Source organism: Candidatus Thermoplasmatota archaeon (assembly GCA_018814355.1).
In the GTDB taxonomy this organism is placed as follows: Archaea; Thermoplasmatota; Thermoplasmata; order UBA10834; family UBA10834; genus COMBO-56-21.
Genome location: JAHIZT010000074.1, coordinates 1 through 20,461, shown reverse-complemented (window position 1 = coordinate 20,461; position 20,461 = coordinate 1). Strand labels below are relative to the sequence as shown.

At 56.3% G+C, this 20,461-nt stretch carries 20 protein-coding genes, 1 tRNA gene and 1 pseudogene; 16 read left to right on the top strand and 6 right to left on the bottom strand.

Going from position 1 to position 20,461, the window contains the following annotated elements; translation table 11 throughout:
- Positions 1-22: 22 nt before the first annotated feature.
- The 4 genes from KJ653_05235 to KJ653_05220 form a co-directional block, all read right to left on the bottom strand.
- A complete protein-coding gene (locus KJ653_05235; GenBank protein MBU0685235.1) occupies positions 23-388 on the bottom strand; it encodes a hypothetical protein in 366 nt (121 codons plus the stop codon).
- 99 nt (positions 389-487) lie between these two features.
- A complete protein-coding gene (locus tag KJ653_05230) occupies positions 488-907 on the bottom strand; it encodes a C-GCAxxG-C-C family protein (protein MBU0685234.1) in 420 nt (139 codons plus the stop codon).
- 145 nt (positions 908-1,052) lie between these two features.
- Positions 1,053-1,373, bottom strand: a complete 321-nt coding sequence (locus KJ653_05225; protein MBU0685233.1) for a hypothetical protein — start codon at positions 1,371-1,373, stop codon at positions 1,053-1,055.
- 77 nt (positions 1,374-1,450) lie between these two features.
- Entirely contained in the window at positions 1,451-1,666 is a 216-nt protein-coding gene (locus KJ653_05220; protein ID MBU0685232.1) for a hypothetical protein, read from the bottom strand.
- Positions 1,667-1,768: 102 nt separating this feature from the next.
- Between KJ653_05220 and KJ653_05215 the strand changes: the two genes are divergently transcribed.
- The 4 genes from KJ653_05215 to KJ653_05200 all read left to right on the top strand — a co-directional run bounded on the left by KJ653_05215 (position 1,769) and on the right by KJ653_05200 (position 6,903).
- Positions 1,769-2,005 (top strand): hypothetical protein, encoded by a 237-nt coding sequence (locus tag KJ653_05215; protein ID MBU0685231.1) that lies wholly within the window; start codon positions 1,769-1,771, stop codon positions 2,003-2,005.
- Complete coding sequence (locus tag KJ653_05210) at positions 2,002-2,883, top strand: DMT family transporter (protein MBU0685230.1); 882 nt, start codon at positions 2,002-2,004, stop codon at positions 2,881-2,883. Before KJ653_05215 ends, KJ653_05210 begins: the two co-directional genes overlap by 4 nt.
- Before the next feature lie 93 nt (positions 2,884-2,976).
- A tRNA-Gln gene (locus KJ653_05205) sits at positions 2,977-3,049 on the top strand.
- Positions 3,050-3,423: 374 nt separating this feature from the next.
- Positions 3,424-6,903, top strand: a complete 3,480-nt coding sequence (locus KJ653_05200) for a PKD domain-containing protein (GenBank protein MBU0685229.1) — start codon at positions 3,424-3,426, stop codon at positions 6,901-6,903.
- A gap of 409 nt (positions 6,904-7,312) precedes the next feature.
- Here KJ653_05200 and KJ653_05195 read toward each other — a convergent pair whose 3' ends face one another.
- Positions 7,313-7,831: a nitroreductase family protein gene (locus tag KJ653_05195; protein MBU0685228.1), complete on the bottom strand. Its 519-nt coding sequence runs from the start codon at positions 7,829-7,831 to the stop codon at positions 7,313-7,315.
- A 79-nt stretch (positions 7,832-7,910) separates the two neighbouring features.
- On the opposite strand from KJ653_05195, the gene KJ653_05190 reads away from it, so the two are divergent.
- Positions 7,911-8,159, top strand: a complete 249-nt coding sequence (locus KJ653_05190) for a hypothetical protein (protein ID MBU0685227.1) — start codon at positions 7,911-7,913, stop codon at positions 8,157-8,159.
- On the opposite strand, the gene tgtA is transcribed toward KJ653_05190, so the two are convergent.
- Positions 8,156-10,108 carry a tRNA guanosine(15) transglycosylase TgtA gene (gene tgtA / locus KJ653_05185; GenBank protein ID MBU0685226.1) on the bottom strand — a complete coding sequence of 651 codons (1,953 nt, stop codon included), beginning with the start codon at positions 10,106-10,108 and terminating at the stop codon, positions 8,156-8,158. The two genes, KJ653_05190 and tgtA, sit on opposite strands and share 4 nt — an antisense overlap.
- 100 nt (positions 10,109-10,208) lie before the next feature.
- Between tgtA and KJ653_05180 the strand changes: the two genes are divergently transcribed.
- The 11 genes and pseudogenes from KJ653_05180 to KJ653_05130 all read left to right on the top strand — a co-directional run bounded on the left by KJ653_05180 (position 10,209) and on the right by KJ653_05130 (position 20,338).
- The gene (locus KJ653_05180) at positions 10,209-10,769 is read left to right on the top strand and encodes a DUF1616 domain-containing protein (GenBank protein MBU0685225.1); all 561 of its coding nucleotides are present in this window, start codon (positions 10,209-10,211) and stop codon (positions 10,767-10,769) included.
- A 30-nt stretch (positions 10,770-10,799) separates the two neighbouring features.
- Positions 10,800-11,153, top strand: coding sequence for a peptidyl-tRNA hydrolase Pth2 (pth2, locus tag KJ653_05175; protein MBU0685224.1), 354 nt, complete (start codon positions 10,800-10,802; stop codon positions 11,151-11,153).
- A 7-nt stretch (positions 11,154-11,160) separates the two neighbouring features.
- Entirely contained in the window at positions 11,161-11,733 is a 573-nt protein-coding gene (locus KJ653_05170) for a DUF99 family protein (GenBank protein ID MBU0685223.1), read from the top strand.
- A gap of 73 nt (positions 11,734-11,806) precedes the next feature.
- Positions 11,807-12,370 carry a zinc ribbon domain-containing protein gene (locus KJ653_05165; protein MBU0685222.1) on the top strand — a complete coding sequence of 188 codons (564 nt, stop codon included), beginning with the start codon at positions 11,807-11,809 and terminating at the stop codon, positions 12,368-12,370.
- Between the two features lie 100 nt (positions 12,371-12,470).
- Entirely contained in the window at positions 12,471-12,899 is a 429-nt protein-coding gene (locus tag KJ653_05160; protein ID MBU0685221.1) for a 30S ribosomal protein S12, read from the top strand.
- A gap of 5 nt (positions 12,900-12,904) precedes the next feature.
- Positions 12,905-13,648: pseudogene (locus KJ653_05155) on the top strand (30S ribosomal protein S7).
- 66 nt (positions 13,649-13,714) lie between these two features.
- Positions 13,715-15,913, top strand: coding sequence for an elongation factor EF-2 (locus KJ653_05150; GenBank protein MBU0685220.1), 2,199 nt, complete (start codon positions 13,715-13,717; stop codon positions 15,911-15,913).
- Between the two features lie 89 nt (positions 15,914-16,002).
- Positions 16,003-17,274 carry a translation elongation factor EF-1 subunit alpha gene (gene tuf / locus KJ653_05145; GenBank protein ID MBU0685219.1) on the top strand — a complete coding sequence of 424 codons (1,272 nt, stop codon included), beginning with the start codon at positions 16,003-16,005 and terminating at the stop codon, positions 17,272-17,274.
- A 50-nt stretch (positions 17,275-17,324) separates the two neighbouring features.
- Entirely contained in the window at positions 17,325-17,633 is a 309-nt protein-coding gene (gene rpsJ / locus KJ653_05140; protein ID MBU0685218.1) for a 30S ribosomal protein S10, read from the top strand.
- Between the two features lie 97 nt (positions 17,634-17,730).
- Complete coding sequence (locus tag KJ653_05135; GenBank protein ID MBU0685217.1) at positions 17,731-19,119, top strand: homocysteine synthase; 1,389 nt, start codon at positions 17,731-17,733, stop codon at positions 19,117-19,119.
- A 40-nt stretch (positions 19,120-19,159) separates the two neighbouring features.
- Positions 19,160-20,338, top strand: a complete 1,179-nt coding sequence (locus KJ653_05130) for a homoserine O-acetyltransferase (GenBank protein MBU0685216.1) — start codon at positions 19,160-19,162, stop codon at positions 20,336-20,338.
- Positions 20,339-20,461 lie beyond the last annotated feature (123 nt).

Genomic DNA, 20,461 nt, shown 5'->3' with positions numbered 1-20,461 from the left:
GAAGGCCGGAACCTCGCGCGGACTACTCCTCTGAGATGATGCCCGAGGCCGGATCGGGGCGTGGAGCTCCTTCGGAACGCTTCCTGTTCATCTCGGAGACGTCGTTCGCCACCATGCCGATCATGTCCAGCTGGAGGTATGTGAAGAGGTAATCCAGGTTCTTGTCGACGTTGGGATGGTATCTCCCATGCGACGGGTGCTCCATCATCCTCATCAGAAGCCCGTCGATCCGGTTCGAGGTCTTCGCGTTCTCTCTCATCATGCCGCCGCTCAGTCTGAAAAACGGGAAGTCTACGACCGCGGCTGCGTCTTTGGCATCGACCGCGACGGACTCGTCCTCGGACCATCTCTCTACCGCTGGCTCTTCGATTCTGTTGACTTTCTCCAAATCCCATCCCTCTTTGGAGCTAGGAGAAGTATCCGCCGATTTGTATATATATGTTTCCGATGAGAAGTTTCCTGAACATACTGGCTCGGGACGGCCTGGTCAACGCCTCAGTATCTGGATCGTCAGGCGAGTTGCTGCTTCCACGTATCTGCCGCACCTCGGCCGATGTTCCGCCGACTTGAAATCGCTCTTGTTGAGGATTCTGCATGAGGTCGAGCCGAACTGCTCAACGAACATCCTGTGGAGTCGGCCTGCCGTGTCGTATGCTGTTAGTCTGTCTTCTTGGGGAGTCGTGCGTCCCTTGACGATGCCAATCGCCAGCACACCGCCTACAAGGGCGCCGCAGATGTCCTCAGACCTACCGACGCCTCCACCGAAAGGTGTTGCCATCCTCTTGCCCTGATCGGAAAGCTCGATTCCCTGTGCGTGGCAGACGCCTCTCAAGACCGACTCTGCGCAATTGTACTGTTCAGCCCAACAGCTCGCCGCCATCTCAACGCCTTCATCCACTGATTTCATTCGGATCACTGACTCCTCAAGTGTGCTCTCTCTGTATCGGGAGTGGCAGTCAACGGCTTAAGGAGTGCGCTCTAGAAAACATATCAAATCAAGTCGGCCTTGTACGAATAGACCCGAGAGAAGGGGTTTGGAGTCGAGGTCACGCTCATGCCACGGCTTCTTCGAAAAGATCATCCGAGGAAGGTATCTCCTCGAGCTCGGCCGTGACTTCGAGCAACCCGAGCTGAATTGACGCATTCACGTAATCGAGCTCGTTCTTCGCCTCGTCCGTGTCAACGAACTCAGGGTCGCTCTCGATGTCGCTCACCAGACGGTCCAGTCGGTGTCTGTTTTCCGCGAGCTTGATAAGGACATCGAGGTCTCCTAGGTCTTCCTCGTCCTTGAGGATCCTTGTCTTGATGTTCTTAACGTCCTTTCTCGATTTGTGCTTCATGAGTGCGAGGGGCACTGCTAGTCTTCGCTTCAATCCAACATCCCATCCCATCGTATGACGATTGTCTGACAATATCTACTTCATTGTATATATATGTTTTTGGCCGCTGCTCATCTGAGAGGCGGTCCGGCGATCTGGTTTGCGCGCCTCTCCAGATCGGCAATCTTCCTCTGAAGGCTCCTTATCTTGGCATCATGCTTGGCGACCTGCTCTCTGATCTTCGCCGCCTTCGCCCTAAGCTTCGCGGCCCTGGCCAGCTTCTTAGCGGAGATCTGGTGTTCATTCACCCTCGCCGTATACCTCTTCGCCTGCTTCATTGATGACATCTTATCCGGTGCAAAAACGTGCTATGAGCATAAGAAGGTTGTCTCAGCCCTCACTGGTCCATTGAAAACACAATTATACGCGTTGTGGATGGGGAGCACCAGATGAAAGGACACATGAAGGCTCACGGCTGCACTCTCAACTGCGGAGAAACGAGAAAGGTCGGAGTCAGGTCAAGGGAGCTCACAAAGGTCCCGTTCGGGGTTCCGCTCGAGAAGAACGGGTCGTCTACCGGAGATGATGCAGTGGCGATCCTGACGGAGCGCGGCAGGCACCACCCTCCCCACATCTTTGGAGTGAAGCCGATGTGTCTGCAGAGCTCAGGGGTCGATGTTGGATGACTCCGACAAGGAAGCTCTACATCATTCTCGCGCTGACAATCCTCATCTGGGGCAACTCGTTCGTGGTCGTCAAAGTGGCGATAGACGACGGGGCGTCTCCGATGCTCATAGCGATGGCAAGATTCATCGTCGCATCTTCGATCTTCGGCGGATACTTGATCTGGAAGAGGCCCAAAGGCATTGATCGCGTCGACATGAAGAAGTTCCTTGTTCTCGCGTTCATCGGAATCGGTGTCTACTACTTCTTCCAGTACTATGGTGTGAAGTTCGCAGGTCCGTCCATCACATCAATCCTGGTTACCATGTTGTGTCCGATCATGATCTTTCTGATTTCCAGTTCTCGGCTCGGAGAGAAGATGAACTCCGGACAGAAGACGGGGTTGCTGGTGTCAGCTGCAGGCTCCTATCTGGTCATCACAGGTGGCAGTCTATCGTTCATTTCGGAATGGGTGGCTCTCCTGGGTGGTGTATTCGGCGTCGTGTGCGCCGTGTTTTGGGCGATCTACACGGTCGAAGGGAAGAAGATAGTGAAGAAATACGATCCGCTCGTCTCGACAGCGTATCTAACGCTCCTGGGAACGGTCATGCTGGTCCCGCTCGCCGCTGCTGATGCGTTTCTGTACCAGCCAGTCGTATTCCCGCCAAGCTTCTTCTTCGCGGCCCTGTACCTCGGGGTACTGTGCACCGTCATTGGCTACGTCTTCTGGTTTCGTGCATTGACAGGGTTGACGGCCTCTTCCACTGGCGCTACGCTGTTCTTCGAGCCCGTAGTGACAATCTTATTCGCCTGGATCATCCTTGGCCAAGGCATCGGTTGGCTTGCGGGCATCGGAGGCGTGCTTGTCATGATAGGTGTGATCATGGTCTCCAGAAGGTAGCCCGGCGCAGTTGCTTCGCTCCGTACAACCGGTGCATCTGGGTAGGAAATCGTTAATATCAGTCCCGAACCATGTCGACACACAACCCACATCAGCCCCGTAGTGTAGCGGTCAATCATGCGGGCCTTTGGAGCCTGCGACGGAGGTTCGAATCCTCCCGGGGCTACCTATTCTCATATTTCCGAAATTGTGCGCGAGCCATGAGCTAGGGGATCGTCTCGGACGGACTCGTTGTCCGAATTTCCAGCGTCTCTCCCGCCATTGGGCGTGATGTTCAGGTTTTCAGTCTGGCTGGCCATCCATCGATAACTCTTTTATAGCGATGTGTCGCTTGGTCTTCTCAAGTGTGGGGGAATTCTCTGGCGGGGGTTGTCTCTCGAAATTGGAGCCAGGAAAAGGGTGAATTGTCATTTCATCATCGCTACAGCACTCGTGCTCGGTTCACAGAATACCGGCATCATGCAGATGCGGTCAGCGAGCTACTAGGGAGGATGAGCAACGCAGTGGATTGAAGTGAGAGCCACGAGGACTACAGCAGTGATGGCCGTGTTTCTCGCGGTGCTTATGCTCGGGCTGCCTTCATTCGACTTGGGCAACCAGCAGATGAGTGTGAGTCCCGCAGACAATGCAACCGCTGCTGCTGGCGACAGGGTACTTACGATAGGCTGGCCTGAGTTCACGACCTCGATTTACACGCTGAACCCGTTGATGACCAGAACCGATGCCCTGACGTATGCGAGTAGGCCTGAGATGATGACGATATGGCCATGTTACAGCTTCTTGTTCACTCGTGACGTCAATGCAGAGATGATAGGAGACCTCGTGACCTCTTACACAATCTCGCCCGACAGCAAGACATGGAACTTCAAGCTGGTCAACACGGCCAAGTTCTACGACAAGAACGACCCCGGTGCCAACCACCCATTGACTGGCGCCGATGTCATGTACACATTTTGGCTGATTCAGAACACATCGGGTAGTCTCCTGCAATTCTATTTCCCGGTTGTGAATGGCAACCCAATCATCCAAAACATGTGGACCGCCACAGGCGACCCGTACGATCTATACATCCAGCTATCGTCTGCATACGCCCCGTTCCTGAGCGCTCTCACAATCATACCGATCCTGCCCGAGTATGTCTGGTCTACCCAGGTCTGGAACTGGGCCAACTTCAGGACGGGGAACCCGGTAATCGCGCCGATCATCGGCTCAGGCCCGTTCTACTACATGCTTGACGGAATGCCAGACACGGGCGTGGTTGAGCTAGGAAGGAGCCCGACATGGTTCGCGACCGAGGCGAAAGGTTGGCAGCTGCACGTCAACAAGCTGGTAATCAAGACCGAGCTCGGCACAGACCCGCATCCGATGATCTATGACTATGAGAACGGTCTAATCGACATCATGGAGTTCGTATCCCCCGAGCATTTCAACAGCTCTCTCCCGGGAGTGAGATTCGCGCAGAGCTCGGGCTTTGTTTACGAATACAACCTGAATCAGCTGACTGACGCTCTCCGTGCGTCATATCCAGCCGTCAAACAAGGTACGAACAACCAGCTGCTCCTCGACCCAGTGGTCAAGAAAGCGATGGCCATGATGGTCGACAAGACAGCCTTCGTCCAAGATGTCCTCAACGGTCTGGGCACTGTTGCCGACTCGCTTTGTCCTGATGTCAACCCGTGGCACTACAGCTATCCCAACCCTGTCGAGTTCAATACTGCCCAGGCCAGGCAGGACCTTTGGAACGCGGGCTGGCGGTACGATACGATGGGCAACCCCATAGGCGCGACGTCGACAGTCTATCCAGTGTGCAAAGTCGGGGGCACGGACCCACTGAGGTTCCGTTTCTGGACCGTCGATGTATCACCTGAGTACGACATTGGTGCGAGGAAAATCGCTACATGGGCAGCGCAGGGAGGCATCGACTTATGGTACGACTACAATCCGCAGACTCGCGGGTTCATGAACGTTCGGTGGTACACCGCTGACTATGACACATGGCTCTGGGACTGGTGGTTCTCGTCCACATCTGAGGTGTCAACCGATATCATGAAGTTGCTGACCACGGAGGCGATTGGTAGCTGGAGCGATGTATTCTACAGCAACCAGACCTATGATGACCTGTACTACGCTTCGCTGCGGGAAGTCGATCCAGTCGCGCGAAGGGTGATAACCGACCAGATGCAGGCCATGGCATACGAGGACTTTGGTTGCCAAGCTGTCGCCTACAGGAAGGAGCTCTACGCTGCAAGCGACCTTGGTCCGGATCACTGGGCACTCGGGTCGTATGGCAACTGGGAGCAGCATTACACCCTGATTCCCGACCAGCTGTGCCCATGGCTGTACATGCAGATCTACCCGGCAGACAACACTCCGCCGGTGATAACTTACCTGCCTGATTCCTATGAAGTCGAACTGGGAACCACCACTGTGTTCGACTCTGCTGCTACTGACAGTTCACCGCTCGAATTCCGCTGGAATTTCGGGGACGGAACCAAGACGAATTGGTCCTCAGATCCAAGTGCGACACATATCTACGACAACGAGGGACGCTATGACGCTTACTTCATGGTGAGAGAAAAGAACAGTGCGGATCAGTTCGTGACATGGGCAAAGACGCGGGTGAGGGTCTTTAGCGGGAACAGCGTGCCCCACGACCTGGGCTTCACATATGCTCCGTCCGATCCAAATACAGGCGATGTTGTACAGTTCAGTGGCATGGCCACGGACGATGAGAACGATGCGTTGACCTATACCTGGAATTTCGGAGATGGTTGGACCGCCTCTGGTCAGAACGCAACGCATAAGTTCTCTACGGGAGCCGCTTCCTATACCGTCACCATGTACGTCGACGACGGCCACCTCGGCACAGACCCGCGGCCCGCAACCTACTGCGATGACATTGGGGTAATCCTGAATAACCCGCCGCAGATAATCGTGCCTGACGAGCCCCACGTTCCGTGGTGGGAGCCATACGTGTTCCATGTAACGGCCTCGGACTCAGACACGAGAGACACACTGAAGTTCACATGGGACTGGGGTGACGGAGAAGTGTCGGTGACGACGACACCCACCTGCAGCCACACATACAAGATCCGGCAAAACTATGTGCTCACTGTATGGGCTGATGACGGGACCGGCATAACGAATCCTCCGCACAACGTCTCAGACACTGGCCGGGTTCATGTGTATCCTATTCCCAACCATGCTCCTACTCTCTTGAACTTCACTGTGTCAAATGTGAATCCCTGGAATGGGCAACCCGTCACCTTCTGGGCCACCCCGATTGATCTTGATGGCGACATCTTGGGTGTCACGTTCGACTTCGGGGACGGCAACTCCTCTGGCATCATTTACCAGAGCGCTCCTAACACCACGGTGTCTGCTACTTATACGTACTTGAATGCGGGTGACTGGTTCCCGAGCGTGACCTACACAGACACTGTTACCGCCCCGAAAGTGGGGTTCAGCACAGACTTCTCTTGGTATGTGACCGTACGTGGGTCGCATTTCATCTTAGACCTCGTGCAGGGCTGGAATCTCGTTTCGTTGCCTCTGATCGGCTACGGCTACAAAGCGAGCACACTCCCGCTGAACCCGGGTGACTCGGTGGTCCGATGGAACGAACATGGGTATCAGATTCTTATCATAGGTATTCCGATGACCGACTTCGCCATAGCTCCGAGCACGGGCTACTGGATCAACGTACCGACTGGGACGAGGACTCTCACTCTCTACGGATACATCCCGAACACCACGCAGTCTAGGGACATCACCGTCCCTGCCGGTGGCGGCTGGGCGCTCATAGGCTTCGCGGGGCTCAACACGAGCAGGCATGCGAGTGATATCCCCGCGATGTTCAACCCAGGGGCCATCACGACGGTGGCAAAATACAATCCAGTCACAAGGACGTACTCGAGCTGGCTCAGCGTCATACCGGCCGTGAACGACTTCGTGCTGGTCCCGGGAGAGGGATACTGGGCCTTATGCTCTGCGAGCGGTACGCTGAGCTATAGTCCCTGAAGAGGCGAAGATGAATAGGAGATGCGAGAGATGGTGTCTTCCTAGATGACACCACACGGGTGGAACTCCAGGGCGGAATCTCCTCGTGCACATGGCTGAATGAGGGCGTCATGCCTGAGTTCGTGACGGTCTCGTTGCCAGTCCCTAGCGCAGAGACGTTAGCCAAAGCATTCGGATCGCGCATAGAAGTGCCCTCTAGGGAATCTGGATTACTTGCCTCTTAGCAGGGCGACTACTTTGGCGACCAGCACAAGCACGAGAACCCAAGAGAGCACCAGGAGGAAAACTCCTTCTGCCAAGAATCCTCCCTCAACTGCCCCGAGAAGTAACATGCCAGAGATGGTTGCCAAGAATCCAAAGGCAATCCCCCATATGGCCATCGTCCGATCTACCTTCCATGCCAAGGGCGTCACCATTTCTCCATGTGGACTATCTGGCTCTGCAGGAGTCGTCTTCTCCTCACGCCCGTTTCTGCCGGGTATCCGATTGGAACGATGGCCACGGGCCTCGCGTGCTCAGGCAGTCCCAGGGCTTCAGCAGCTTTCTCCTCGTCGAACGCGCCGACCCAAACGCTCCCGATCCCCTTGCTATGAAGGAACAGCATCATGTTCTGAACGGCCGCGGCTGCATCTTGTATGCAGTAAAGGGTCCTTCCTCGGTCTCCATAGTGCCCTATCCTGTCGAGGTTAGCGCAAACGACGATGACGGCTGGCGCGGACTTGACGAAATCTTGGTTGTACGCAGCCTCCGACAGCGCCTTCCTCGTATGGATGCTCTTCACGACCACGAAGTCCCTCGCCTGCAGGTTCCCAGCTGAGGGAGCAAGGTTCGCGACTCTGAGAGCCTCGTTCAAGGTCAGATCATCGATTGGGTCTGGCTTGAATGACCTAATGCTCGTTCTGCTCTCGATGCACTCGACGACGTCCAAAACGCACTCCTCCCTCGACACAGGGTCATCAACGCCAAGTTCTAAGTATTTTGTCAGCGCTCGGCGCGAACAGGGAACGATGCCATCCGATGACAAGGAGCCTAAGGTCAGTTGCAGTCTCCGTTTGGAGTTCGCCTCTTCAGACCAGGCAGCGCACGTCCACAGGTCCGTCGAGCTAGATAACCAGGGATTTGTCACGACGAAGCTGGATGGCAACGCGATCCTTGCGGAAATCGAGGCTTCGTCTCTGAACAGTTTGTTGCATACTCTGGATGATTTCCTGTCGTGCACGAGCGTAGCCGAGAAGATCGTGTCCAAGAGGGACTAATCCGGGGAGTCCTTCACCCGCACAGCGACCCCTCTTTTGAACGCTAACATCTCTTCCTTGTTCATCAGCGCCCTCCCGACCGCTGCGAGTTCGTCCTTTGTATTGACGACGACCACATCGTCGCCTGGCCGTATCTCGGGGTCGCAGTCGACTACGAACTTTGCGAACACGTTGTTCCCCTTCGCGGCGAACTCTGCAGGCTCGTCCTCGATCTTCACTCTCATGCTTGGAGAGGGGAGAACTTTCATCAGCATCTTACCGCCTTCCAGCTTGAGAGTGAACCTTCCATCTGCAGCTCGCATGGACAGTGCATGGACATCGTCGATGATTAAGTTCCTGATCTTGCCTGTCCTTTCGGACTTCACAATCCGCACCTTCTTCCCTGCGAGGATGTCCCCTGCACCTCTCCCGAACTGCATGTCCAGAACCGCTCTGCACCTCATGAGATCGAGATCGAACTTCGCCGGACCACCCGAAACCATCTCCTCCAGGAACTCCAGGGTCTCGTCCCCTTCCCACATGACGGCAAGTGGGTACCCGTGCTGGTGAGCATGCCTCTCCATGGTCCTGAGCATCTTCTCTTTGACCCCGGCATCTGGCTCCTTCGGTATCACCGATTGTGCAATGGGGTAGTACTCGTCGAGCTCAATCGGAACTGGTCCAAAGAATGAAGCGACGATGAATGCGGCATTGATGCTCCGTGTCACCGCTGAGATATCCTTGTAGTAGGTTCTTGAGTAGGGCTTTGCGGCCTCCTCAAAACCCACGAGGACTCTTGCTGGTGGCTTCCTGTATCTTGAGAAGTACCGCTCCTGATACCGCATGACCGTCGGCCTGTCATAGCTCTCAGGACCACAGTAGAAGAACGCACGCTTCCTGCTCGCAGGCTCGAACCTCTCGAGATACTTCTTGTGCTTCTCGAGTGCCATGAGCGCCTCGAGCAGCGCTGGGTGCGCTCGTGCCCGCATCTCCGCATGCTCCCATATCGAGCCCTCGTGGATCGCGTTCTTGATGGCCTTGATCTCATTCAGACAAACGCTCAGATTGTGCTCAGCGATCCTCTTCGTCCGCTCCTCAATGGGCATCTTCTTCAGCTCTTCGACGCTCGTCCCGCTACACGATGGGCAGTGGCAAGCCAGATCGTGGAGGTCCCTAAGGAACCTCGTGCCAGAGGGATACATCAGCCGTTCCTCTCGAGCGTACTTGGCATATGATGACGAGTCGAACATGTCACATCCGAGCAGGACGGCCATTGGGAAGACCATCGGATGGCCAGCACCAAACAGGTGCACGGGTCTCGATGGATTCAATCCCTTCTTGGAAGCGATGATGACTTCGACCAAGTCTTTGAACCTGTAGCTCTCCAGGAGGGGCACGACGCCGCCGATGGGGTGGACGTCGAAGTCGATGGCTGAGAGCTCTCTCGCGCATCGTTCTCTGATATCGGGGAACAGTCCTCCCTGGACTGGTCCAGCCAGAAGCATCTGGCCTTTGTCGCCGACCGAGTCCTTTCCCCTTCGGACGGTCTCGTCCACGGCGGCCCCAGCCTCTTCTCTTGTGAAATCAGGTTCCGAGAAAATGTCAAGGATTGTCCCGACATCAGCTCCGATCGAGGATTGGAATTTCACGATCTCTCTGTGGTCCACCTTGACGTCGCCATAAACGTGGTTCTGGAACGTTCCGCTGTCGGTCATCACCGGCCCGTGGAACCCCAGCAGGCTGTGTACTCCTTCGCTCTCTGCCTTCCTCCTGAGCTCATCGTTCCCTCTTATGATGTATGAATTCGTGATCAGCATCTGCACGCCCAATCGTTCATGCATCTCCTTTGGTGTGATCGTGAGGTAGTTGGGATTGACGACTGGCAGAAGGACGGGTGTGATGACCTTCCCGTGTTTCGTCGTGAGCTCACAGATCCTTGCGAGCCCGTCCCGTTCCTTCAACTCGAACATGCGGGGCCGTGTAGCATGTGCGCTATAATTATTGTTTCATCAGCGACAGAGCCAGCAAACGCTTAAATACGCTCCAGATTCTGCTTGTGGCTCGAGCACGATGAGCAGCATACTACAGGTGGTCGCGGGAATCGCGATCATCTTCTTCGTCCCAGGCTACACGCTGGTCAACGTGTTATTCCCCAGAAGGGGTGAGCTCGATCCAGAGTACGATTTCATCTACAGAACCGCCATCGGCATGGGGCTCAGCGTCGTTATAGCCATACTTGTAGGCTTTGTGCTGAATTCGATGAGCACTGAGGAGCACCCGTATGTCACTTCTGGCCCTCTCTGGACGGCACTTCTTTCGTTGACGGCAATCTTTGTTCTAGCTGGTTGGTACAGAGGGGCCTATCCAAGAGCAGGCATAATACACCCAGTTCTTTTCAGGACCCCGCCCTCAGCCGGACTCCCCAAGGTGAAGGGAACCGATTTCTCCAAGAGCCGAAGGATCGAGCGGCTGATCATAGAGAGGGAACAGATGTTGGGGGATCTCAGGCTGTACACGGACAGGTCGTCTACTTCAAATCCTCAGAGGAAGCTTTACTACAGCAAGAGAATGGACCAGGTTAGGGTGAGGATCGGGGATATCAATGACGAGCTGAAGAAGCTCGGGTCCTAGGTGGAAAGGATGTCGGTGAGGAAGGGCTACATGGAGTTCAAGCTCGTCGTCGTGGTCAGGGACGACCTCAACATGAAGGTTGGCAAGATGGCGGCACAGGTCGCTCACGCTGCCGTCACATGTGCCCTTGAGGCGAAGGCCAAGAAGACGAAATGGTTCTCGGAATGGTACAAAGAGGGACAGCGAAAGGTCGTCCTTCGAGCGGCAGACCTAGAGGAGCTGAGGACTCTCAACGACAGGGCAGCACGGGCGGGCCTGCCGCACGTGCTCATAACGGATGCTGGCCTGACCGAGCTTCCTCCGAACACCACCACTTGCTTAGGGATCGGGCCGGCTCCAGAGAATGAGATTGACCGCATCACTGGCTCGCTGCCTCTGGCGTGATGGTCCGATGAAGAACCAGATTCGGATCCTCGGAATCGACGATTCCCCTTTTAGGTTCAAGGACAGAAAGGCTCTCGTTGTGGGAGCCCTGGTGCGTGTGCCCAACTACCTCGAAGGCGTCATGAAGACGGAGGTCGAGGTAGACGGTATCGACTCGACGGAACGGCTTGCCCATATGATATCGAGGTCGAGGTACCGAGACCAGATCAAGGCCATCATGATCGACGGCATTGCGGTGGCAGGCTTCAACGTGGTAGACATCGAATCGCTCCACAAATCACTTGGCATCCCCGTGTTGACAGTTACTAGGGACGAACCCGACCTCGACAAGATGAGAACGGCCCTCAGAAAACACTTTGAAGACTGGGAGAGGAGGTTCGAACTCATCACCAAGCTGAAGCTAAGACAAATCCGAACTGAGCACAAGCCACTTTATGCTTCGGGACTTGGCGCGGATTGGGATGAGCTGGAGCGGTTTGTGACGATATCGACTGTACGAGGCGCAGTTCCAGAACCCATCAGGATGGCGCATCTGATCGCGGCGTCAATGGTCCGAGGGGAGTCCTATGGCCGATCGTGATTGCCACGTCGCAAAAGGGAATATGGGGAACCGCGATACCATTCGAGTAACTGTCTTCAGGCGGGGATGAGCGATGATGAAGAACCTGTTCACCAAGCACGACAGGCGGAGCTTCGCGGGGATCACCAAGGAACAGGCGATGCAGGCTGCTGGTTGGTTCTGGCGCTACAGGCAGTTTGGGATCACATACACGTCCCCCTACAGTCTGCGCGGAGGACAGTTCTACTCTAGGCTGGGGCTGAGACAGTCCGTCGATGTCTGGGCCGTCGACGATGGGCCCAACATCGGAGTTTATGTCACATTCTCTGCAGAGCTCACGGACGAGGGGGCGGTCGTGGGCGTAGTCGGCGCATTGCTTGTGCTCCCTATCACGGTCGCTGTCGGCGCCGTATCCTACATCGAGTACGAGAACGATGCGCAGAGGCTTATGACCGAGTTCTGGAGCTACGTTTACAACTTCCCGAAGAATCCACAACCGCCATCCGGTTCGCCTCCCGCACCTACTTGGGCTCAAGGACAAGTTTCTCAAGCGGCAGCTCAGCCAATATCGAAAGCGACTGCGAAGACCTGCTCCAAATGCAAATCGGTCTTGGACCAAGACAGCAAGTTCTGCAAGCACTGTGGCGCCAAGCTCTAATGCCCTCGCAAATGGCCCTCTGGCTTGCTCCACAGTACAAGCGTAAGTTTTAATAGGTCGACCTGTTTGTAGGGCATACTTCGCTGAAAAAGGTGAACGATTGCCGAGAGGTCTTAACACTGCCAGGAAGCTGAGCCTTGACAGACAGAGGCACAAGTGGAGCGACAGATATTACAAGCGCAGGACGCTCCATCTCAAGGAGAAGTCCGATCCCCTTGAAGGCTCAGCGCAGGCCAAAGGCGTCGTGCTCGAGAAGGTGGGCATAGAGGCGAAGCAGCCCAACTCGGCCATCAGGAAGTGCGTCAAGATCCAGCTCATCAAGAACGGGAGGCAGATCACGGCCTTCGCGGTGGGCGATGGCGCAATCAACTTCATCGACGAGCATGATGAGGTGCTGGTCGAAGGCATCGGCGGCAGGATGGGCCGGTCATACGGTGACCTCCCCGGCGTGAGGTTCAAGGTAATCAAAGTCAACAACGTGTCCCTCGACGAGCTCGTGAGGGGCAGGAAGGAGAAGCCCGTAAGGTGAACCGCATGGAAGAGGGCAATCCGATCCAAGATGAAGGCAAGGCTCAGGAGCCGGCTCCGGCCCCACAGGCAGCTGCTGCACCGCCTACTCAGGTCGAAGCACCGACTGAGCCAAAACCTCAGATCCAGGCACCGCCCGAGCACAAAGCGGCGGAGGTCCAGGTCCCGAAGGACGCATCTCGGGGTGGAACGGTCCTGCTCTTCGGCAAGTTCGACGTCACGGGTGTGACGCTGAGAGACCAGGGTATGGCCAGGTACATCGATATCTCGCCTGTGGCAGTCCCGCACACGGGCGGGAGGCACACGAACAAGCCGTTCGCAAAGGCCAAGATGAGCGTCGTCGAGAGGCTCATCAACGGCATGATGAGGACCGAGAACTTCACCGGCAAGAAACTGAAGGCTTACAAGGCCGTAGAGAGGTCGTTTGAGATTATCCAGAAGAAGGGTAGCACCAACCCGCTCCAGGCGTTCGTGGATGCACTCCAGAACGTGGCCCCCAGGGAGGAGGTCACGAGGCTGCAGTACGGAGGCATATCCGTCCCGAAGGCAGTCGATGTCGCGCCGGCCCGAAGGGTCGATCTTGCCCTCAGGTAAATCTGCAATGGAGCACTGGAGACCTCGCACAAGAGCAAGAAGCCGATCGAGGAATGCCTCGCGGACGAGATACTTGGGGCGGCCAAGAACGACATGAGCAGCTTTTCGGTGTCGAAGAAGGAAGAGGTCGAGAGAGTGGCCTCTTCAGCGCGCTGATCGGCTTGAAACCGCTTCTCCATTGTTTCCTTTCATCTGATTGAATGCTGAGCCCATGGTGATCGTATGGGAAGAAAAGAGGACAACATCAAGAAGGCGCAGGCGCTGATGAGACAGCCGAAGTTCATCCGGAACATCGGGACAGCGGCACACATCGACCACGGCAAGACCACTCTCTCCGACAACCTGATTGCTGGCGCAGGCATGATGTCCGAGGAGCTCGCGGGGAAGCAGCTGCTGCTCGACTTCGACGAGCAGGAACAGGCCAGAGGCATCACCATCAACGCCGCGAGTGCGTCAATGGTCTATGTCTTCAGAGGCCAGGAGTACCTCATCAACCTCATCGACACGCCCGGCCACGTGGATTTCGGCGGCGATGTGACGAGGGCCATGAGGGCCATCGACGGCGTCATGATACTGTGCTGCGCGGTCGAGGGAGTCATGCCCCAGACCGAGACGGTCATCAGGCAGGCCATAAAGGAGAAGGTGCACCCGATACTCTTCATCAACAAGGTCGACAGGCTGATCAACGAGCTGCAGGTGACCCCCGAGCAGATGCAGCAGCGCCTGTCCAACATAGTGAACGAGGTCAACGAGAAGATCAGGAAGCTGCTTCCTCCGGAACTCAGGGAGAAGTGGGCTCTGAATGTCGATACCGGCAACGTGGTCTTCGGCTCCGCGTTCAACAACTGGGCCATCACGGTGCCCTACATGAAGAAGACGGGTATCAATTTCAAGCAGATCTACGAGTTCTGCAAGAATCAGGACCAGAAGACGCTGGCCAAGAAGGCGCCCCTTCACGAGGTGCTCCTGGAGATGGTCATCACTCACCTCCCGGACCCGCTGGAGGCGCAGAAGCTTAGGATACCCGTCATCTGGCACGGAGACCTCGAATCAACGTTCGGGAAGTCGATGATGACCTGCAACCCAGATGGGCCTGTGGCGTTCATGGTCACCAAGATCATCGTGGACCCCCACGCGGGAGAGGTGGCCGTCGGCCGTCTCTACAGCGGCAAGATCGTCAAGGGCCAAGAGCTCTGGATCAGCGGCATGCCGAACCCGAACAGGGCGCAGCTGGTGTCCCTGACTGTCGGCGCTGACAGGATACCCGTTGATGAGATCGATGCGGGCAATGTCGTCGCTGTAGCCGGTCTCAAGGACGCGATCGCAGGCTCGACGGTGTCCAGCGACCCGGCCATGGCTTCGTTCGAGAAGATCGTACACTACTCAGATCCAGTCGTAACGGTCGCGATCGAGGCGAAGCACACCAAGGACCTGCCGAGACTGGTCGACGTGCTGAGGACCATCGCGAAGGCCGACCCGTCCATACAGGTGGAGATCAACCAGGAGACCGGCGAGCACCTGATGTCCGGCATGGGCGAGCTTCACCTTGAGATCACCAACTACAGAATCGTCAACGAGCACAAGGTGGAGATCACGACCTCGCAGCCGATAGTCGTGTTCAGAGAGTGCGTCGGCGGCAGGGGAGGCCCGTTCGAGGGCAAGTCCCCGAACAAGCACAACAGGTTCTACATCGAGGTGGAGCCGCTCAGCCCGGCCATCGTGCAAGCGATAAGGTCTGGCGAGATCGAGACAGAGGGCAAGATCAAGGACGCGAAGGCACTCGCCAGGAAGCTCCAGGAACTTGGCTTCAGCAAGGATGAAGGCAAGGGAGTGGTGGCGTTCCACGGGACGAACATGCTCCTGGATATGACCAAAGGCATCCAGTACATGCACGAGACGATGGATCTCGTAAAGGACGCCTACGACGAGGCCATGGACCAGGGTCCGCTGGCGAATGAGAAGTGCATGGCAGTCAAGGTCATGCTCGTCGATGCGAAACTGCACGAGGACAGCATTCACAGGGGTCCGGCACAGGTCATACCCGCTGCCAGGTCCGCGATCTACGGCGCCATGTGCCAGGCGGGCCGTGTGTTGTACGAACCGATCCAGAAGGTGTTCATCAACGTCCCCGAGGACATGATGGGCAACGCGATCAGGGAGATACAGCAGAGGCGGGGTATCATAGAGGACATGAAGCAAGAGGGGGACATGACCACGGTCCAGGGGAAGTGCCCGGTTGCTGACATGTTCGGATTCGCCGCATCGATCAGGAGCGCCACGAGCGGCCGCGCGCTCTGGTCGACTGAGAACTCAGGATTCGAGCAGATGCCTCGTGAGGTCGCCGACAAGACGGTGCCTCAGATCAGGGGCAGGAAAGGCCTCAAGCCGGAACCGTACGACGCATCGTACTACGCCGGATGATGGCCAGGCCACCATCCGCCATTCCGCAGGGAAAAAGGCTAATATACCAAGAGCATCATGCTCAAAGAGAACGCATAGAGGCGATTAAAATGGCAGAGAAACCACACTTGAACTTGGTGTTCATCGGACACGTCGACCACGGAAAGTCGACCACTGTCGGCCGACTGCTCCTCGATACCGGGCACATCGAGCCCCACGTCATCGAGAAGTACAAGAAGGAGGCTGAGCAGAAGGGAAAGGCGACTTTCGAGTTCGCATGGGTCATGGATGGGCTCAAGGAGGAAAGGGAGAGGGGTCTCACCATCGATGTGGCTCACAAGAGGTTCAACACGCAGAAGTTCTACTTCACCATCATCGACGCGCCCGGCCACAGAGACTTCGTCAAGAACATGATCACCGGCACGAGCCAGGCTGACGCTGCGGTCATCGTCTGTTCGGCCATTGAGGGCCCGCAGGCCCAGACCAAGGAGCACATCTTCCTAGCGAGGACCTTGGGCGTCCAGCAGATCGTCATCGATGTCAACAAGATGGATGCAGTCACCTGGGACCAGAAGAAGTACGACGATACCAAGAAGGCCGTAACCGAGCTGCTCAAGACGGTCGGTTACAAGGCCGATGAGATCCCGTTCGTGCCGTGCTCTGGATACAAGGGCGACAACATCGCGAAGCCGTCGGCAAACATGCCCTGGTACAAGGGTCCGACGCTGCTCCAGGCCCTCGACGCGCTCAAGGAGCCCCCGAAGATGACCGACAAGCCCCTCAGGCTTCCAGTCCAGGACGTCTACACCATCACCGGCGTCGGCACTGTACCTGTCGGCAGGGTAGAGACGGGCGTGCTCAAGCCAGATATGAAGATCATCTTCATGCCCGCCAACAAGGTGGGCGAGGTGAAGTCGATCGAGATGCACCACGAGATGCTGACACAGGCAGTGCCTGGCGACAACGTGGGGTTCAACGTCAGAGGATTGGCCAAGACCGATGTGAAGAGAGGCGACGTGGCCGGCCCGGTCGATAACCCGCCGACTGTCGCGAAGACCTTCACAGCCCAGATAATGGTCCTGAACCACCCGAGCGTGATCACGGTCGGATACACGCCAGTCTTCCACCTGCACACTGCCCAGGTCGCTTGCACGTTCCTAGAGCTGCAGAAGAAACTCGACCCAAGGACGGGCACGGTCAAGGAAGAGAACCCGCAGTTCCTGAAGACCGGTGACGCGGCGATCGTGAAGATCCAGCCGACGAAGCCACTGGCCATCGAGAAGGCGAAGGATTTCCCGCAGCTGGGAAGGTTCGCCATCAGGGACATGGGCCAGACGGTCGCGGCCGGCATGGTCATCGATGTCGAGAAGAAGGAGATGTAAACCCCTTATCCAAATCCTTTATGATTTTTATGTTTGAGGTCTTTGAAATGGTGCAGAGGGCAAGGATATCGCTGAGCGGGACTGACCCGAAGAAGGTCGACGGGGTCTGCAAGCAGATCAAGACCATCAGCGAGAAGACTGGCGTCGCGATCTCCGGTCCGATACCTCTGCCAACGAAGCGCCTAGTCGTTCCCTGCAGGAAGGGCCCGGACGGCGGCGGCTCGAGCACTATAGACCGGTGGGAGATGCGCGTGCACAAGAGGCTCATCGACCTTGATGCGGATGAGCGCGCCCTGAGACAGCTCATGAGAATAAATGTCCCGGACGGCGTCAACATCGAGATCGTTCTGAGGTCCTAGGCACTCCTTGAACGAATTTGGGAATATTTCTTAGTGCTAATTCTGCACATTGTCGAATTTCTGAACAGCCTGTGTATCGCCGAGTTGCGCGGCAGTTATGTACATCAAGCGACGGACTTGTTGCGGCGCACAGGTTAAGTATCAGAGCGTGTTAACGCCGTTAATCAAACCGAGGAGGTTGATTCTCGTGCAGGGAAAAACAAAGACGCCGGACTTCGAGACTCTCGCGCTTCACGGCGGTCAGTCACCTGACCCCGCGACGAATGCGAGAGCAGTGCCGATCTATCAGACGACGTCGTATGTTTTCAACGACGCTGAGCACGCGGCGAACCTGTTCGCGCTCAGGGAATTTGGAAACATCTACACGAGAATGATGAATCCGACCACGGATGTCTTCGAGAAGAGAGTCGCAGCGCTTGAGGGGGGTGTTGGAGCTCTTGGAGTCTCCTCAGGCCAGGCGGCAGAGACTCTCGCGCTGTTGAACGTGGTTCATCCAGGCGAAGAGGTACTCTCCTCGCTGAGCCTCTATGGCGGGACGTACAACCTGTTCACTTACACCTTCCCAAAGATGGGCATCAAGGTGAAATACGTCGATTCGACAGATCCTGAGAACTTCAGGAAAGCGATCACCGACAAGACTCGGGCGCTGTTTGCCGAATCTGTCGGCAATCCACGGCTGGACACACTGGACTTTCGCGCAGTCTCTGAGATCGCACACGAAAATGGGATTCCTTTGGTGATCGACAACACCCTTCCCACGCCGTATCTTCTGAGGCCGATGTACCATGGCACTGACGTCGTGATTCATTCTGCCACCAAGTTCATCGGAGGTCACGGGACCAGCATAGGGGGCGTTATCGTGGACTCCGGGAAGTTCGACTGGTCGTCAGGCAAGTTCCCTGACTTCACCGAGCCCGACCCGTCTTATCACGGGATCGTCTACACCAAGGCCTTCGGAGAGCTGGCGTACATCATCAAGACCCGGGTGCAGCTCCTGAGAGACCTTGGCCCCGCCCTGAGCCCGTTCAATGCATTCCTGTTCCTCCAGGGTCTCGAGACTTTGCATCTTAGGATGGAGAGGCACAGCCAGAATGCGCTCAAGGTAGCTGAGCATCTCCAATCGCACGACCAAGTGACATGGGTGAACTACCCCGGTCTGAAGTCGCATCCGAAGCACGAGCTTGCGAGGAGGTACCATTACCGGGGACTGTATGGCGCGATCCTGGGCTTCGGCATTAAGGGCGGGAGAGAGACCGGCAGGAGATTCATCGAGAATTTGAAGCTTCTATCCCACCTGGCCAACGTCGGCGATGCGAAGTCCCTCGCAATACATCCCGCCACTACGACCCATTCCCAGCTTACTCCAGAGGAGCAGCTGTCGACAGGCGTCACTGAAGATTTCGTCAGATTGTCGGTAGGGCTCGAGTCTGCGAACGACATCATCGAGGACATCGACCAGGCGCTCGCGAAGGCAACGAAGGGGTGATTGAGCTACCGCATGATGGCTTCGTTGGGGGTGCATTCTGATGAAAGAAGCCTCGGTCGGTGTCGTCAAGCCGAAGCAGTTCACATTCTCAGGGCCGCAGGACGAGCTGGTGCTGGAGTCGGGCCAGAAGCTAGGTTCAATCACGCTGACCTATGAGACCTATGGCGAACTGAACGGCGACAGGTCAAATGCCATCCTGGTCTTCCACGCATTGTCGGGAGACGCACATGTCGCTGGATACCACAAGCGTGGCGAGGAGAAGCCGGGTTGGTGGGATCTAGCCATTGGTCCAGGCAAGATGTTCGACACGAACCGCTATTTCGTCATCTGCTCAAACGTGATTGGAGGGTGCAAAGGTTCGACCGGTCCAAGCTCTGTCGACCCAAGGACCGGCCGGCCCTATGGACTGAGCTTTACGCTCATCACTATCAAGGACATGGTGAATGCCCAAGCAATGCTGCTCGATCATCTTGGGATAGAGACGTTGCTCGCGGCCACCGGGGGATCGATGGGCGGTTTTCAGGTGTTGCAGTTCGCGGTATCATTTCCGAACAGGTGTAGGCTGGCTATCCCGATTGCCACCGCCGGGAGGCAGTCAGCGCAGAATATCGCGTTCAACGAGATCGGCCGGCAGGCGATCATGGCCGATCCGCGATGGAACAAGGGCGATTATCATAAGTGGGAGGCGCCCGTGGACGGGCTCTCGATCGCGAGGATGGTTGGCCATGTTACCTACTTGAGTGACGAGACGCTGAGGCGGAAGTTTGGGAGGAGGACCAAGGAAGGTGTTTGCGTGAACGGCGGGTCTTTCTTCAGAGAACCGCACTTCGAGATTGAAAGCTATCTCAGACACAAGGGCGACGCCTTCACGAAACGGTTCGATGCGAACTCCTACCTCTATATCACGAGGGCAATCGATCTTTTCGATCTCGCCCCTGGCTGTGATTTACTTGAGCCCGCATTCAGAGGATGCAAGTCCCGGTTCCTCGTGCTTTCATTCTCATCGGACTGGCTCTATCCTCCCTACCAATCCCAGGAACTCGTCGAAGCGATTCAGGCGAACGGCCTCGCGGTCGAATATCACATGGTCGAGACCAGCTATGGACACGACGCATTCCTATTGGAAGTGGACAAGATGGAGGATATCGTGTCCGGGTTCCTGATCAGAGACGGCCGGAAGAAGTACTACGAAGTGGAACAGGGCTACCCGATCTCTTGAAGAGCGCAGGAAAGCTATTTAACGGCCATATTCATTGAGCCATTCCCATCCAACGGGGGCCGATAGATCAGCGGAAGATCGCCTGCTTTGCAAGCAGGAGGTCAGGGGTTCAAATCCCCTTCG

Bases quoted from the DNA above. Each gene is read 5' to 3' on its own strand.
- KJ653_05230 (MBU0685234.1), bottom strand. From the start codon at position 907: ATGAAATCAGTGGATGAAGGCGTTGAGATGGCGGCGAGCTGTTGGGCT.
- KJ653_05220 (MBU0685232.1), bottom strand. From the start codon at position 1,666: ATGTCATCAATGAAGCAGGCGAAGAGGTATACGGCGAGGGTGAATGAA.
- KJ653_05215 (MBU0685231.1), top strand. From the start codon at position 1,769: ATGAAAGGACACATGAAGGCTCACGGCTGCACTCTCAACTGCGGAGAA.
- KJ653_05210 (MBU0685230.1), top strand. From the start codon at position 2,002: ATGACTCCGACAAGGAAGCTCTACATCATTCTCGCGCTGACAATCCTC.
- KJ653_05200 (MBU0685229.1), top strand. From the start codon at position 3,424: ATGGCCGTGTTTCTCGCGGTGCTTATGCTCGGGCTGCCTTCATTCGAC.
- KJ653_05190 (MBU0685227.1), top strand. From the start codon at position 7,911: ATGCCATCCGATGACAAGGAGCCTAAGGTCAGTTGCAGTCTCCGTTTG.
- tgtA (MBU0685226.1), bottom strand. From the start codon at position 10,108: ATGTTCGAGTTGAAGGAACGGGACGGGCTCGCAAGGATCTGTGAGCTC.
- KJ653_05180 (MBU0685225.1), top strand. From the start codon at position 10,209: ATGAGCAGCATACTACAGGTGGTCGCGGGAATCGCGATCATCTTCTTC.
- pth2 (MBU0685224.1), top strand. From the start codon at position 10,800: ATGGAGTTCAAGCTCGTCGTCGTGGTCAGGGACGACCTCAACATGAAG.
- KJ653_05170 (MBU0685223.1), top strand. From the start codon at position 11,161: ATGAAGAACCAGATTCGGATCCTCGGAATCGACGATTCCCCTTTTAGG.
- KJ653_05165 (MBU0685222.1), top strand. From the start codon at position 11,807: ATGATGAAGAACCTGTTCACCAAGCACGACAGGCGGAGCTTCGCGGGG.
- KJ653_05150 (MBU0685220.1), top strand. From the start codon at position 13,715: ATGGGAAGAAAAGAGGACAACATCAAGAAGGCGCAGGCGCTGATGAGA.
- tuf (MBU0685219.1), top strand. From the start codon at position 16,003: ATGGCAGAGAAACCACACTTGAACTTGGTGTTCATCGGACACGTCGAC.
- KJ653_05135 (MBU0685217.1), top strand. From the start codon at position 17,731: ATGTACATCAAGCGACGGACTTGTTGCGGCGCACAGGTTAAGTATCAG.
- KJ653_05130 (MBU0685216.1), top strand. From the start codon at position 19,160: ATGAAAGAAGCCTCGGTCGGTGTCGTCAAGCCGAAGCAGTTCACATTC.